This window comes from Paraburkholderia sp. A1RI_3L (genome assembly GCF_048957895.1).
GTDB classification, from domain to species: Bacteria; Pseudomonadota; Gammaproteobacteria; order Burkholderiales; family Burkholderiaceae; genus Paraburkholderia; species Paraburkholderia kururiensis.
Genome location: NZ_JARCHA010000001.1, coordinates 392,828 through 407,473, shown reverse-complemented (window position 1 = coordinate 407,473; position 14,646 = coordinate 392,828). Strand labels below are relative to the sequence as shown.

14 protein-coding genes are annotated in these 14,646 nt (G+C 64.4%); 1 reads left to right on the top strand and 13 read right to left on the bottom strand.

The window, feature by feature from the left end:
• Positions 1 to 14 precede the first annotated feature (14 nt).
• The 4 genes from PXJ20_RS01955 to PXJ20_RS01940 all read right to left on the bottom strand — a co-directional run bounded on the left by PXJ20_RS01955 (position 15) and on the right by PXJ20_RS01940 (position 5,152).
• A complete protein-coding gene (locus PXJ20_RS01955) occupies positions 15 to 1,220 on the bottom strand; it encodes a hypothetical protein (RefSeq protein ID WP_421030035.1) in 1,206 nt (401 codons plus the stop codon).
• Between the two features lie 4 nt (positions 1,221 to 1,224).
• Positions 1,225 to 1,536 (bottom strand): metal-sulfur cluster assembly factor, encoded by a 312-nt coding sequence (locus PXJ20_RS01950; protein WP_017772193.1) that lies wholly within the window; start codon positions 1,534 to 1,536, stop codon positions 1,225 to 1,227.
• A 111-nt stretch (positions 1,537 to 1,647) separates the two neighbouring features.
• Positions 1,648 to 3,939, bottom strand: coding sequence for a nitric-oxide reductase large subunit (locus PXJ20_RS01945; protein ID WP_042302097.1), 2,292 nt, complete (start codon positions 3,937 to 3,939; stop codon positions 1,648 to 1,650).
• 304 nt (positions 3,940 to 4,243) lie between these two features.
• Positions 4,244 to 5,152: a LysR substrate-binding domain-containing protein gene (locus tag PXJ20_RS01940; protein ID WP_421030034.1), complete on the bottom strand. Its 909-nt coding sequence runs from the start codon at positions 5,150 to 5,152 to the stop codon at positions 4,244 to 4,246.
• 133 nt (positions 5,153 to 5,285) lie between these two features.
• On the opposite strand from PXJ20_RS01940, the gene PXJ20_RS01935 reads away from it, so the two are divergent.
• Positions 5,286 to 6,317, top strand: coding sequence for an aldo/keto reductase (locus tag PXJ20_RS01935; RefSeq protein ID WP_421030957.1), 1,032 nt, complete (start codon positions 5,286 to 5,288; stop codon positions 6,315 to 6,317).
• A gap of 31 nt (positions 6,318 to 6,348) precedes the next feature.
• On the opposite strand, the gene PXJ20_RS01930 is transcribed toward PXJ20_RS01935, so the two are convergent.
• From PXJ20_RS01930 to PXJ20_RS01890, 9 genes are all read right to left on the bottom strand, one after another.
• Complete coding sequence (locus tag PXJ20_RS01930) at positions 6,349 to 7,443, bottom strand: FkbM family methyltransferase (protein WP_421030033.1); 1,095 nt, start codon at positions 7,441 to 7,443, stop codon at positions 6,349 to 6,351.
• Entirely contained in the window at positions 7,440 to 8,261 is an 822-nt protein-coding gene (locus tag PXJ20_RS01925; protein WP_017772188.1) for a phytanoyl-CoA dioxygenase family protein, read from the bottom strand. The genes PXJ20_RS01930 and PXJ20_RS01925 overlap by 4 nt, the downstream gene beginning before the upstream one ends.
• A gap of 29 nt (positions 8,262 to 8,290) precedes the next feature.
• The gene (locus tag PXJ20_RS01920; RefSeq protein ID WP_199544542.1) at positions 8,291 to 9,229 is read right to left on the bottom strand and encodes a GNAT family N-acetyltransferase; all 939 of its coding nucleotides are present in this window, start codon (positions 9,227 to 9,229) and stop codon (positions 8,291 to 8,293) included.
• Positions 9,230 to 9,244: 15 nt separating this feature from the next.
• Positions 9,245 to 10,195: a hypothetical protein gene (locus tag PXJ20_RS01915; protein WP_421030032.1), complete on the bottom strand. Its 951-nt coding sequence runs from the start codon at positions 10,193 to 10,195 to the stop codon at positions 9,245 to 9,247.
• A gap of 18 nt (positions 10,196 to 10,213) precedes the next feature.
• Positions 10,214 to 10,879 (bottom strand): acetyltransferase, encoded by a 666-nt coding sequence (locus PXJ20_RS01910; RefSeq protein ID WP_277597038.1) that lies wholly within the window; start codon positions 10,877 to 10,879, stop codon positions 10,214 to 10,216.
• Positions 10,880 to 10,960: 81 nt separating this feature from the next.
• The gene (locus tag PXJ20_RS01905; RefSeq protein ID WP_017772184.1) at positions 10,961 to 11,911 is read right to left on the bottom strand and encodes a glycosyltransferase family A protein; all 951 of its coding nucleotides are present in this window, start codon (positions 11,909 to 11,911) and stop codon (positions 10,961 to 10,963) included.
• Between the two features lie 4 nt (positions 11,912 to 11,915).
• Positions 11,916 to 13,037: a DegT/DnrJ/EryC1/StrS family aminotransferase gene (locus tag PXJ20_RS01900; RefSeq protein ID WP_421030031.1), complete on the bottom strand. Its 1,122-nt coding sequence runs from the start codon at positions 13,035 to 13,037 to the stop codon at positions 11,916 to 11,918.
• Between the two features lie 49 nt (positions 13,038 to 13,086).
• Positions 13,087 to 13,512: a sugar 3,4-ketoisomerase gene (locus tag PXJ20_RS01895; RefSeq protein ID WP_126878115.1), complete on the bottom strand. Its 426-nt coding sequence runs from the start codon at positions 13,510 to 13,512 to the stop codon at positions 13,087 to 13,089.
• Positions 13,513 to 13,679: 167 nt separating this feature from the next.
• Positions 13,680 to 14,543: a hypothetical protein gene (locus PXJ20_RS01890; protein WP_017772181.1), complete on the bottom strand. Its 864-nt coding sequence runs from the start codon at positions 14,541 to 14,543 to the stop codon at positions 13,680 to 13,682.
• Positions 14,544 to 14,646 lie beyond the last annotated feature (103 nt).

Here is a 14,646-nt window from a genome sequence, read left to right as displayed (position 1 = left end):
AGGATCGGGAAAGATCAGGACACGTTCGCGCGGCGCGAGGGACGCAGCGCGAACGCGCGTTGTTCGCCGTCGCGCGGACCGTGGGAGTCGTGCGGACCGCGCTTGCGATGCGGACCATCCGGGCCGCCTCGGCCGCGGGTGCGCTGCGCCGACACCACCGCCGCCAGCAAGGTCAGCGCAAAGGCAGCAATGGCCGCGCCGCTCGCTGCGCCGCCTGCCTGACGCAGTGCGAATACATCGGTGAGCCCGCCCGTTACGCGCAGCGCGAGTGCGCCGTGAAGCGCGACGAGGGGCAGATAGAACACGGGGTGGTACTTCACCGGCAGCCGCGTAAGCGCCGGCAAGATGATGGGAGCGTGCCCAAACACCATCGAAAACACGAAGCCGAGTGTGAGCGCGTGCAGCGCTGCGTCGTGCCACGGGTGGCCCGGCAACAGCGCGCCGCTGAAGCCGAGCACACCGCTCACCGCGAGCCATCCGTAGCCGCTCAAAAGACACACCGCGATGAACCGCGTGAGCCCGCGTTGACGTACGGTGTAGCGCGCAATGTCGTATCGCGCGAGCCACGCGGCAAGCAACACGAGGCTCGCAGCGAAGAGCCGCATGCCGTTCGCGGGTTGCCACAGTGACCACGGAAGGCTCGCGAGGAGTCCCGCCACCGGCATGCAGAAGCTGTGCCGCGCGAAACGCGGCAGACGCAGCATGCGCGTGAGTTCGAGGCGCTCAGCCGCGATGGTGAGCACGAGAAACGCGAGCCATGCGGGCACCGCGTCCGGCACGCCGCCTGTCGCGAACCAGACGACGTTGCCGAACCATCCGCACAGCCCCGCCAGCGCGAGCACGTAGAGATGAAACGCGCGCTGGCGTTGCAGGACGCGAAGATTCGCCCCGAGCGCGACGGTGGCAGCCATCACGAGCAACACTTGAGCAACCACAGGCGACGCGCCCGCGGCCAGCATGACGCCCGCGAGAATCGCCGCGGTAGGCGCCACGAAATAGAGGCGCCGTTGCAGCGCGACGGCCCGCTCGAGACTCACGAGTCCACCGAAGAACACGGGCAGTATGAGCACGCCATGCCAGGCCGCATTCGCCGCCGCGTGCGCGGGCACGCTCACACCGAGCCGCGCGAGGCCGGCCAGCAGCGCGCACGCGAGCGTCAGCGCGATCACGACGGCAGCAAGCACCTTGGCGCAGCGAATGAGCAAACGTGCGACGTTCATGGTGTCAGCTCTCGAGCCAGCCCAGCGCGTCGCGTGCCGCGTCGCTCATCATGGACGGGTCCCATGCGGGTTCCCACACCAACTCCACGTCCACCTGTACGCCGGCGGGCGCGGCTGCCTCGGCGGCGGCCTTGACCTCTTCGAGCATCATTTCGCCCATCGGGCAGGCGGGCGACGTCATCGTGAGGTCGACTCTGATGCGGCCGTCCGCAGGAACGATGTCGTAGACGAGCCCGAGGTCGACAACGTTCACGCCCACCTCGGGGTCTACCACGGTGCGCAGCGCCTCGCGCATCCCGGCAATGATCGTGTTCATGGCAATCCTAAATGCGATGCGATGCGATGCGATGCGATGCAATGCAATGCAATGCAATGCAATGCAATGCGAGCGCGTGGCGCGGGCCGCGCACAGCCCGCGCCGTGCTACTCAAACGCGTTGCGTAACCCGCTTCGCCGTTGCGACCGGTTGCAGTCGCGTAGGCTCCACACGGCGCAGCAGGCGCAGCGCGAACCAGCCCAGGTAGAGCACGCCCGCGGCGAACAGCACGTCGCCCGGCACACGCATCCACACGAGGGCCTGCATGATGGGCGCGTGCACGATCTCAGGCGAACGCGCGTACCAGAGCCCCTTGCTGACGCTCGCCCAGGCTTCGTAGATGCCCGAGGGCAGAATCGAGAGGAACACCATCATGAAGAGCCCCACGTTGAGCAGCCAGAAGGCGGGCTTGAGCAGCGTGTCGTCCCACGCGGCGCGCGGCGAGAGGCCACGCAGGCAGAACAGCATCAGACCGATGCCGAGCATGCCGTACACACCGAAGAGCGCGGCATGGCCGTGGGCTGGCGTCATGTTGAGACCCTGCACGTAGTAGAGCGAGATGGGCGGATTGATCGCGAAGCCGAGCAGGCCCGCGCCCACCGTGTTCCACACGCCCACGGCCACGAAGCAGAGAATCACCCACTTGTAGGTTTGCACCCACGGCGCGGCTTCCGTTCTGCGATACGTGTGCCAGCCTTCCAGACCAATCAGCGCGAGCGGCACCACTTCGCACGCGGAGAACACCGCACCCACGGCGATCACGGCAGTGGAGGCGCCGGTGAAGTACAGGTGGTGCAGCGTGCCGAGAATGCCGCCCGAGAGGAACACGATGGTTTCGAGCACGATCGCGCGATTGGCGCTTTCGATGCGAATCAGCCCGAGCCTCGAGAAAATCAGCGCGATTACCGCCGTGGCGAACACTTCAAAGAAGCCTTCCACCCAGAGGTGCACGAGCCACCATCTCCAGTACTCGATCATCGAGTAGTGCGTGTGTTGGCCCCACGCGAGCGACGACGCGTAGAAGAGCCCGATGCAGGTCGCGGAGAGGAACACCATGGCGATCAAGCCGCGTCCGCTCGTGTTGCGGTCCTTGAGTGCGGGCAGCAGCGCACGGCCCAGCAGAAACAGCCAGAACAGCAGGCCGACGAACAGCAGCAGTTGCCACACGCGGCCCATGCTCGTATAGGCGAGCCCTTGATTACCGAGCCAGAAGCTGAAGTTCGTGCCGAGATGCTGCAACGAGCCGATCCAGCCCAGCGCCGTGGACCCCGCCACGATGAAGATCAGCGCCCAGAACAGCACGTCGACGCCGAGCTTTTGCAGCTTCGGCTCGCGCCCCGAGAGCAGCGGCGCAATGTAGAGACCGGTAGCGAGCCAGGCCGTGGCGATCCACAGCACGCCGAGCTGCGTGTGAATCGTGCGGCTCACCACCCAGGGCAGCACTTCGGCAAGCGGCAAGCCGAAGAAGCTGTGTCCTTCCACCGCGTAGTGTGCGGTGATGGCGCCCATGCCGACCTGCGTGAGCAATAGCGCGATCACCACATAGAAGTACTTCTTCGTCGCACGCATGGAAGGCGTGGGTTCCACGCTGAAGAGCGGGTCCGTAGCGGGCGTTTGCGCCGGCGTTTCGTCGCTGTTGTGCGCGGTGTGGTACCAGATCATGCCGGCGATGCCGCCCAGCAGCAGGATCACGCTCGCAATCGACCACATGCCGTTCGCCACCGTGGGCGTATTGCCGACAAGCGGTTCATGCGGCCAGTTGTTGGTGTACGTGATGTCCGATTGCCCGGGCCGGTTCGTGGTGGCCGACCACGCCGACCAGAACACGAACGAGGCGAGCGCGGTGCGGTCCGCGGCATTCGGAACCGAGCCCGCGGTCATCGCGTATTGGTCGCGCAGCGTGTCGAGCGAGGCGTCCGTGCCGAACAGGCCTTCGTAGTGCGCGGCGACCTCGCGAATGGCGACCGCCCGCGCGTCGGATACCGTGAGCCGGCCCGAGGCGGCGTCGTACCGGTTGGCGCGCATTTCGCGCTGCAGCCGTGCGTCCAGCAAGCCTTGCTGGTCGGCGGGCAGCGCCTGCCAGGTTTTGCCGAACTGCTGTTGGGCCCAGACGTCGCGCAGCCGCAGCGCTTCGCGGTGCAGCCAGTCGGCGGACCAGTCGGGCGCCACATAGCTGCCGTGGCCCCACACCGTGCCCACCTGCTGGCCGCCCGCGGCGAGCCACACCTGCTGGCCGCGGCGGATCTGGTCGCCCGTGAAGAGCGGCTGGCCGCTTTCGGTCACCACTTCGTTCGGAATCGGCGGTGCCGACAGATAGATTTCCCTGCCCAACCACAGCAGGGCCCCAAATGACAGCAGGCAGACGAGCCCGAGCCATGTCCATAAACGACGCGTAGATTGCACTTTCTTCTCCTTCCCAGCGGATGCCGCAAATGTGTCTGCGATCGCGTTGGGCTCGCAGGCGTTAAACATTCATTTCTCGTAAATGTTATCGGCATCATAGGTCGCGCTCAAAAGGGATGTAAAGCGCGAAAAGCAAGCGTCGCGACGGCACCGCCGGAGCGGTGCCGAAGGAAAAATATATTGAAAATATGTATTTAGGCGCGCTGACGGCCACAGCGCCGCAGGTGGGCTGCGCTGTTTGGCCGCAGCCTCTTGAAGCGACGCGCGTGGTGGAGAAACAGCGGAAGGCGGCGCCCGGGCGCTCTTATATAGAGGACGTGACGGAGGCCGCGGGCTCGAACGTTTTCGCGATGCAGTCGATCAGCGTACGCACGCGCCGCGGCTGCACGGCGCTTGCCGGGTAGACGATGCGCAGATCGATGTCGCCCGCCGAATAGTCGCTGAGTAGCTCCACGAGCGCGCCCGAGGCGAGGTCCGCCTCCACGTCGAACAGCGACTTCAGCCCAATGCCGTGGCCGTCCAGGCACCATTGACGCGCGAGCCCGCCGTCGTTGGCCACGCGGCGGCCGCGCACCATCACGCGCTGGATGGCGCCGTCGATGCGGAACGGCCATTCGCCGTAGAGATCCTGGCCGAAGCGCACCACGATGCAGTCGTGCGCCGTGAGGTCGTTGGGATGCTGCGGCGTGCCGTTTGCAGCGAGGTACGCTGGCGAAGCGCACACAAGCCGCCGATACCCGCCCAGCGACCGGCTGCGCAGCGAGCTGTCGGCAAGCATGCCGTGGCGGATGGCGAAGTCGAGCCCCTGGCCCACCAGGTCGACGTAACCGTCGCTCAGGTGCAGGTCCACGGTGACGCCGGGATGGTCGGCCATGAAGGCGTCGAGAATCGGCACGATGCGGCGTCGGCCCATGTCGAGCGGCGCGCTCAGGCGAATGGGCCCGGACAGCGTGTGCATGCCCAGCTTGATGGTGCTTTCCACTTCCTCCGCCTCGGCCAGCAGCCGCCGCGCGCCGGCCACGAGCATGCGCCCCTCGTCGGTGAGGCTGATGGCGCGTGTGGTGCGCACGAGGAGCGCCGCCCCGTAGTACTTCTCGAGCGAGGCCAGCCGCTCGGAGACCGTGGCCGGCGAAAGCCCGAAGTCCCGCCCCGCCGCCGCGAGGCCGCCTTTCTCCACGATGCGCAGGAACAGCGCGAGGTTTTCCAGAATCACTTTTCGGCACTCCCGAAATATTTTTTCGAAACGTACCCGATTATCAGGAAAAGCCGCAAGGGCTACAGTCTGCCGCGCAATTGCCATTCAACGGCATCAACGGACTCAACAGGGAAAGGAATCCGCCATGGACATGGAATATCGCGCGCTGGGACGTTCGGGACTCAAGGTGCCCGTGCTGAGCTTCGGGGCTGGCACGTTCGGCGGCGCCGGGCCGCTCTTCGGCGCGTGGGGCAATACGGACGCCGCCGAGGCGCGCCGTCTGATCGACATCTGTCTGGACGCAGGCGTGAGTCTCTTCGATACCGCGGACGTGTACTCGAACGGCGCCTCCGAGGAAGTGCTGGGCGCCGCCATCAAGGGCCGCCGCGACCGCGTGCTGATCTCGACCAAGACCGGCCTGCCGACGGGCGACGGCCCGAACGACGCCGGCACCTCGCGCTTTCGTCTTGTCCGCGCGGTGGACGACGCGCTGCGCCGGCTCGGCACCGACTACATCGACCTGCTGCAACTGCACGCCTTCGACGCGGCCACGCCCATCGAAGAAGTGCTGGCCACGCTCGACAGCCTCGTGCGCGCCGGCAAGCTGCGTTACGTGGGCGTGTCGAACTTCGCGGGCTGGCAGATCATGAAGTCGCTCGCGATAGCAGAGCAGCACGGCTGGCCGCGTTATGTGGCCAACCAGGTCTACTACTCGCTGATTGGCCGCGACTACGAGTGGGACCTGATGCCGCTCGGCGCGGACCAGGGGCTGGGCGCGCTGGTGTGGAGCCCGCTGGGCTGGGGGCGCCTGACGGGCCAGATCCGGCGCGGCGCGCCGCTGCCCGAACGCAGCCGGCTACACGAAACGGCAAGCTACGGGCCGCCGGTGGACGACGACTACCTCTACCGCGTGGTCGATGCGCTGGACGAAGTGGCCGCCGAGACCGGCAAGACGGTGCCGCAGGTCGCGTTGAACTGGCTGCTGCAACGGCCCACGGTGTCGTCGGTGATCATCGGGGCGCGCAACGAGGCGCAACTGCGGCAGAACCTGGGCGCCGTGGGCTGGGCGCTTACTGCCGAACAGGTGGCGCGGCTGGATGCGGCCAGCGCCGTTACGGCGCCTTATCCGTACTTTCCGTATCGGCGGCAGGAGGCGTTTGCGCGGCTTAATGCGCCGATTTAATGTGCCGATGCGGGTGAGAGGGCGAAATGCCTTAATGAGGTTCGCCCGGCATTGCGTACAAGACCAGATCAGCGCCGTCGATGCCGTGATAGCGCATCGACAGCCGGTACCCGAGCCGATGCAACTGCAAGGGAATCTCGATCATGTCCGGCGCGTGGTGATAGATGCTCACGGCGAGCATGGGCTTCTTCTCGCGAAGAAGCTCCAGCGATTCGGTGATGATGGCCGACTCCGCGCCTTCCACGTCGAACTTGACGTAGCACGGGCCGTCCACGTCCTTCATGAAATGTTCGAGCGTATGGCAGCGCACCACGACCTGGCCGGTTTCGGACAGCCGCGCCGCCATGTCGCCGGTCGCATCGAACCGGAGTTCGCCTTCTTTGCCGTCCACCGCCGCGTGGTGCGCGACGTGATCGATGCCAAGCGCCGCGAGATACGCTCGCAGCTTCGCGAAATTCTGCGGGTCTGCTTCGATCGCGATGATCTTGCCCGGACGCGGAAAGTGCTCGACGAAGAGCTTCACCGTGTCGCCGTCGAAGGCGCCGGCGTCGATGAAACTGACCTTCTCCTCGAACGGTAAGCCGATGCCGTCCGGGAAATACGGCGTGGCCGAATGCTCCTCGAAGTTCCATTCGAGCGTGAGGCGAAACGTGAGCTGTTCCAGGAACGTGCGGCGCGAGGTTTCATCGGCCAGCGCTTCGTACAGCGCCACGATGTCGTCCCGATAGCGGCGATAGACGTCCGGATGTGCGGCGTGTGCAAACGTCAGTTGCGGAAAGAGCCACGGTATATGCATGAACGACAGCGTGTTCGGACCGAATCGCTGCAGCGTCTTGAGGTAGTCGTGGCGCGGATTGTGGATGCACACGATCACCGTGGTCGAAAGATCGGGCCGCTCGCCGAACACCGGTAACCCTTCGATCGTCGTGCCCCGCTTGCCGGGCGTGTCGTCGATGAATCCACGCGGCTCGACACCGATCTGCCTGAACTGCGCGAGCGCCGCGCGTCCCATGTTGCCCGCACCGAGCAGGCAGAAGTTGTTCGGATCGAAAGCAGCCGTCTTCGCTTCGAGTTCGCGGGCCGCGCGCTCGAACAGCGCGTCGATGGTTTCGTGGAGGGATGTCATAGCCTGTTGATCCTGCTTTGCCGCCATTCGATGGCAGACGGTGCCGTCTTTCGGCCCTGGCCGAAGAACACGCGCTCTTCGTTCGTTTTCAGGCGGTCGCCCAGCATGCCCATGAAGTCGTATTGCTGGGCCATGAACGGCGGCACGATGATGTGATTGACGGCGCGCCGCTTCGCGTTCGACGAATTCTTTCCGGTGCGGTGAAACAGCATGCTGTCGAACAGAATCCAGTCGCCGGGCTGCGCGTGCACGCACAACTGGTTTTCCAGCACGTAGCGGTCCGACGGAAATTGTTCGACCTTGTGCGTGGCGGGCAGCACATAAGTGCCGCCCGTGACGTCGTCGAACGGATCCACGCAAAGCAGCGCGCTCAGTGCGAGGCAGCGCGACGAAGTCCAGTGCTGATAGTTCAGGTCGCGATGCCACGAGAACTGATAGTGGTTCGTCGTGGGCACGTTGATGATCGCGTTCTGGGAATACAGGATGTAGTTCCTGCCCAGTAGCGCGTTTGCCACGGCGTGCACCTTGGGGTCCATCGCGACATCGACGAACAGGTCGAAATCGGCGCAGGGCGCTCTCGCGATGTTCGCGTCGTTGATTCGAGCCAGGTTTTGCTCGCCGCCCAGAATCTCGCACTGCTTCTGGTACGACTTGTCCGAATACTCCGAGACAAGCGCGATCGTGGCGGCATCGAAGCTGCCTGGAATGATGCTATAGCCCTTCGTGAAAATCTCTTCGACGCAGAAGTCGATGTCCGTGGCCGATGTGTGCCGTTCGGTGATGCCGTGGCAGATAACGTGTTGGTCGAGCGTGCTCATTGTCTGGGTGAGATATCAAGCGATCGGATTCAAAGCGGCCACGAATAGAAATCGTGCACGACGGTGCGCGCGCCGAACGCCTCTTTCTGGGCGATGAGCCCCGCGTTCAGTTTCAATCCCTGCTCTTCGGTCGAAATGCCGAAGCTGAAAAACTTGCGGTCGCGATACTTCGCGATCAGTTCGGCCACCAGCAGGTCCAGTGCGCCGATTTCGCGGCCGTCATCGGAATTCGCCATGTATTGCGTGTGGACGACGTGCCCGAAGTCGTACACGACGACACCGGCAAGCAGCGCCTCGTCCCGTTGCGCGACGTGCAGCGTGATGGCGTCGGGAAAGCGTCCCGACAGCAACTTCAGCTCAGCGCACGAGTGAGTAGGCTTCGCGCCGAACTTCCCGAGCACCTGCGAAAGCAGCGCGTGAAAGCCCTCGAAGTCCTGCGACTGCTGAACCGTGACGCCGCATTTCTTCGCCTTGTTGATGGCCCACTTGCGGCCCTTCGAAAACGAAAATGGCTCTTGCAGATGAATCACCGACGACGCATCGCGCCGAATGAGCTTCGCGCCGGCGCAGGTCAACGCATAGAGATCGTTCTGGCAAGGCAGGCGGTGAAATACCGTGGGAATCGCCTTGTAGACGATCGTCTGGATGCCGAGCGCGAGGTAGTGTTCCCGAATCGCGGCGAAGGCGAGCAAGGTGTCGTGCGTGCCCAGGTCTTCGGTGTGAAGCAGTCCGCCGTAGGTGAGCCCGCCGTGCGAACTCACCGTGTCGCTGCTGCGGCTCGCGGGAAACACGGCCACGGGTTTCTGGTTGCGCAACAGGATCAGCGAGCAGTCATCGAACCGGTCCCGGTGGTAATCCATGTAGCCGCGCAGATGCAGCAGATTGCCGTTGCACGACTGCCGCACCGTCTGGTCCCAGAGGGCAGCGTCTTCCGTCGAATAGGGCTTGAGCGAGATTGTCGTGTCCACGGCCGGTGTCGAGGTTCAGCGTGGTTCGATCTCGTCGAGCGTTACGCCCGTCGCTTTTGCGCAGCCGAAGCCGTCGTAGCCCATGTTGTTGCCGTTGTAGAACATGTAGGTGTCGTCGCGCACGGTAATCAACGCGGGGTAGCAGAGCGTTTGCGCGTCCCAGCCGGTTGCCGAGAGCGCGATGCCGAGCTGATCGTCGTGCCGCGTCCAGCGCCTGCCATCGGGCGAGCGCGCAAGCCCGGGGAAGTAGTCGCCCTCGCGCGTGCCCTTCGTGTAATACATGACGTGCTCGCGGCCCATCACGTAGACGCGCGGCCGGCCGATGCGGTACTCGCTGCCGCGCACGTCGACGCAAAGATCGCCTTGCCGCGGCACGTCGAGCAGGTCGTCGGCTTCGACGTAGCGAATGTGATATTGCGGAAACGGCTTGCCGTCGATGATTTCCCAATCGTCGCCGGATGCGTACCAGAGCCGCCAGCGGCCGTTCTCGAAGCGCGCCGTATGGATCGCGCCGATGGTGGACTGGCCCGCTGCGCGATCGAGAATCGGCGATTCGCTGATACGCGCAAACGAGTGGCCGCCGTCGGTGGAAAGCGCGACACCGCTGAAGGCGAGGAACTTGGCCTTCGCCACGAGCTGAAAGCCCACGTAGAACAGGTACACGCCGCGCGGGCCGCGCACGACGTCGCCCAGAATGACGCCGTTGTCGTCGAAGCAGCCGTTGCGGCCGATGTCGAGCACGGGTGCATCCGACACATGAACGACGCGCCGAGGGTCTTCGGCGTCCACATCCACGTAGCCGATGCGGCTCACGCCCGCTTCGTCGCGAAAGCCCGCATACACGCGAATCGTGCGGTCATCGAGCCTGAAGGGCGTGGGTGTGAGCGCCGAGTTCTTCATCCACGGCTTGCCCTGCGTCGCGGTATGAAAAACGGCGCCCAGTTTTTCCCAATGAATCGTCGTCATGTGCGTGCGGCAGAGGTCTTACAGGTCCACTTCGGTGGCGAGCTTGCCCGGCACCTGCTTCGCGCCGGTGGCAACGTAGACGCGGTTGGCTTCGGTGTCTTTGGTGATGAGGGCGCCCGAGCCGATCACGCATTGATCGCCCACCTTCACGTGGTCGTTGAACGTGCTGTTCACGCCGAGAAAGCAGTATTCGCCAATCTCGCAGTAGCCCGAGATCACCACGTGCGACGAAATGAACGTGTGGTCTTTGACAACGCTGCGGTGGCCCACGTGGTTGCCGCTCCACAGAATGCAGTTGTTGCCGATGGTGACAAACGGCTGAATCACGTTGTTCTCGAAGATGAACGTGTTTTCGCCGACCACCGCGTTGCGCCACACGAACGCACGCGAGCTGATGTAGGTGGCGAAGCGATAGCCCTTCTTCTTGGCGTCCAGGTAGAAACGCGTTCGCAGCGCGTTGAGCTGCGATGACGGAATCGCCACGAACACGGTGTATTCCGACGGCGGATAGAGCGTTTCGAGCTCTTCGTATGCAACCACGGGTTTGCCGTTGAGTTCAGGCTGGCGGATGTAGTCGCGCTCCACCGAGAACGCCACGACCTCATAGTCGGAATCGTGCGTGAAGTATTCGTCTGCGATCTCGGCCATTTCGCCGGCGCCGATCAATACGAGTTTCCTGGTCATCTTTGCTCCTCCTTCAAAGACCCGGCTATGGATAACCGGGTCTGCTCATACCGCGACTGCCTGTGCCGCGTTACTTGTATCTCAGCCTGCGGGAATGAATGCGTGCCATTGCCCGAGGAAGCGGTCGTCGGCACCCGGCACGCCCGCCGCCAGTTCCCGCATCAACGCGCTGAAGGGCGCCATGTCTGCCACATCCGCCATGCGGGTCGCGATCAGGGCGTCCACGGTCCGGTAGCACTGCGCGGCCTGCTCGTGCTGTAGCTTGCCGAGGCGCTGTCCTGCCACGCCCAGCGCGGCCCACGCGAGAACGGCGAGCTTGTACGCGTGGCTCGTCGTCTGCTGCGTGATCTGTTGCGGGCTCAGGCGAAAGTAGCCGAGCGGGTCGTTGATCACGCACAGCGGCTTGCGCAGGCTCGCCGTGAGAAAGAGCCCGATGTCCGCGAGACCGACGTACGAAATGCCGGCAAGCGTCGTGTCGAGCAGCAGGTTCGCAGCGTCGCGCGTGAATACCGCGTTCGAAAATTCACCGAGCCAGTTGTTGCACGCCGGCACCGTCAACGCGAAGGCAAGCTCGGGCGGCAGCGAAAACACGCGCTGCTGATGCTGGACGACCGCGTCCGGACGCGGCAACTGACTCACGGGCTGGCCGGACTCGAGCGCGGTCCACCGGCGGCTTACCGAGCAGTCGAACGAGCCGCCTGCGTGTACCGCGGCGTGGAACGCGTAGAACTCGGGATAGATGACGTCGTCGTCGAAGAGCAGATGGGCCAGCGGCGTTGCGCCATTCCACGTCCTCAGCAAATGCCGGCAGTTTTCGATCCCGCCCGCGCGCGGACCCTGGATCACTTCGATGTTCATGTCCGCCGTCGCGCTTTTGAGCGGTTCGCTTTGCAGCGCGGCGAGAAACGCGCCGTCGGGACTGTCGTCGGAAACGATGATGCGCGCCGGCTTCAGCGTTTGGTGCTTGAGCGCGATGAGCAGTTCGTTGAGGTACTTCGGCTTGTAAGCCGGAATGAGCGTCGTGATGGTCATGAGTTTATGGGCGCGGCTTATGGGCCCGAACGCCGTCGAAGTAGTCCATCACGGCCTGCGCGACGGTATGCACGTGCTCGGCCTGCAAATACGTGGCAAAGGGAAGGCTCAGCACTTCAGACTGCAAACGCGTGGCGATGGGCAGATCGGGCCACGTCTCGTTCGCGTAAGCGCGCTGATGGTGGCTCGCAATCGGGTAGTGGACGAGCGTGCCGATGCCGCGTTCGGTCAGGTGCGCCTGCAGCGCATCGCGATGCGGCGTCTGGATGACGAAGAGATGCCAGACCGGCTCCACATGCGGCAGCACAACCGGCAACTGCAGCGGCGCCTGGCCGAGCGCTTCGGCATAGGCGCTTGCCAGCGCGGTGCGGCGCGCGTTGTCCTCGTCGAGATAGCGCAGCTTCACGCGCAGCACGGCCGACTGTATCTCGTCCAGACGCGAATTGACGCCGGCCAGATCGTGCCGGTACTTCACCTCGGAACCGTAATTGCGCAGCTTGCGCAACGTGGCGGCGAGTTCGGGGTCGTTCGTCGTCACGGCACCGCCGTCGCCCAGTGCGCCCAGGTTCTTGCCGGGGTAGAAGCTGAATCCCGCGGCGTCGCCCAGACCGCCTGCACGGCGGCCGCGATAACGGGCACCGTGCGCCTGCGCGGCGTCTTCGATCACGCGCAGGCCGTGCTTGCGCGCAATCGCGTTGATGGGATCCATGTCGGCAGGCTGGCCGTACAGGTGCACCGGCATGATGGCGCGCGTGTGCGGCGTGATGGCGGCTTCGACGCGCTGCGGGTCGAGATTGCAGGTCGTCGGGTCCGGTTCGACAGGCACGATGCGCGCACCGGCCTGGCTCACGGCGAGCCACGTCGCGATGAACGTGTTCGACGGCACGATCACTTCGTCGCCGGGGCCAATGCCGTAGGCGCGCAGAATCAGATGCAGCGCATCGAGCCCGTTCGCCACGCCGATGCAGTGTTCCACGCCGCAATACGCGGCGAATTCGCGTTCGAAGGCGAGGGTTTCTTCGCCCAACACGTAACGGCCGGAGTCGATGACGCGGCCCACCGCGCTGCGTATCTCGTCTTCGTAGCGCGCGTTGGCCAGCTTGAGATTCAGGAAATCGATTTTCATGCGTCGTTGCCGGTGCGCCGGCAGCCAGAATGTGCCCGGACGGTTCGCTTCAGGCCGTGGCGGCTTCGGGGTTGCGCGCAAGACGCAGGAATTCGTCGTGGTCACGGATGTAGTCCGCGGGATCGAATGCTGCCGAGGCGAGCACCATGCAGACGCCGCCCGACGAGAAGTTGTCGAGCGTGCGCCACATCATTGGGCAGATGTAGAGGCCGTAATACGAGCGGTTCAGATGAAAGCGCCGCTGCCGGTCGCCGTCGTCGAGCACGATGTCGAAGCTGCCCGACATCGCGATCACGAACTGATGCAGGTTGCGGTGCGCGTGCGAGCCGCGGTCCGAGCCGCCCGGCACGTCGTAGAGGTAGTAGACCCGCTTGATATCGAACGGGACGTGGTTGTCGCCTTCAACGAACGTGAGATTGCCGCGCGGGTCGGTAATCTTGGGCAACTCGATGATCCGGCAGTCGTTGAGTGGCATGACCACGTTCCTCCTGGCTCTATCCATTGACATTGAGCGCGCGTCGCGCGGGAGCCGCCGCGCACGGCTTTATGACTGGATAAAGCTTAGCCCTGTGGGCTGCCTTTCAATCCGCCAAACAGAATGGGCGTTTTGCCCCAATTCCATGGGCGGGCTCTCCAGCGCGTTTACTGCGTGACCGCGCGCTTCGCTTCGATAGCGGCATCCACCAATGCGCCGCGCGTGCGTTCGAAAACTTCCAGGTAGCCGGCGTCGCCGGTTTCGATGGCCGCGAGCTTGAGCGCATCCAGCATGGCGAGTTCGCCCGGATAAGGGCACACGATCGAGCCGGACATCGGCAGACTCAACGGATCGAAACGCGCGGCGCGCCAGTGCGGCTCGGTGGCCAGCAGCAAAGACGCGATGCGCTCGATCACGAATACCTTGGCCGGTACCATCGTGCTGCCGTAGGCCACCGGCCCGTTGAGCAGCGCGGCAAGCTCGCCGTTGCCGCCTTCGGCCACGCCGAGCAGCATTTCGCAGGCAAGCAGCCAGCGGCGCCAGAACGCGGGCGTGGCCACGAAGTAGTTGCAGAAGATGCTCGATCGCGAGTCCATGGCGAGCGTGTGCGGGTCGAACCCGGGCGCGACATAGGGCACCGCGCTTTCGAACACGCGCCAGATGTCGGGGTGATTGGTGGCCGCCTGCTCGAAGGTGTTCAGATGGAACGCGCCCTGATCGAAGTAGGGCGAGAAACTGATGACGTCCGTATTGGCCGGCACGCTCGCAATGAAGGCGTTGACGACGTTGGAGTCGAGCAGCGTCTTTTGCGCGAAGCGCGGCGAAAGGAAGCCGTAGAGCGTGTTTTCCTTCAGCGGACGCGAGAACAGGAACGTGCGAATGGGCCAGTATTCACGCCAGTCCGCACGACCGTCGCGGTTGTCGAGCGGAATGAAGCCGGGGTCGAGCAGCAGGCGCGTTTCGTCCGAGTAAAAAATCTGGTGGATCTCGATGCGCCGGTTGCCGGCCGCCTGCCGTGAGGGTTCAAGCATGATCTGCCTCTGAAAGTTGCTCGCGGGTTTGCTTGTTTCGCGTCCGTGCGAGAGGGCCCATGGGGCCACACAAGGCAGCAGTTTGACTGCCGGGCGCCGATTC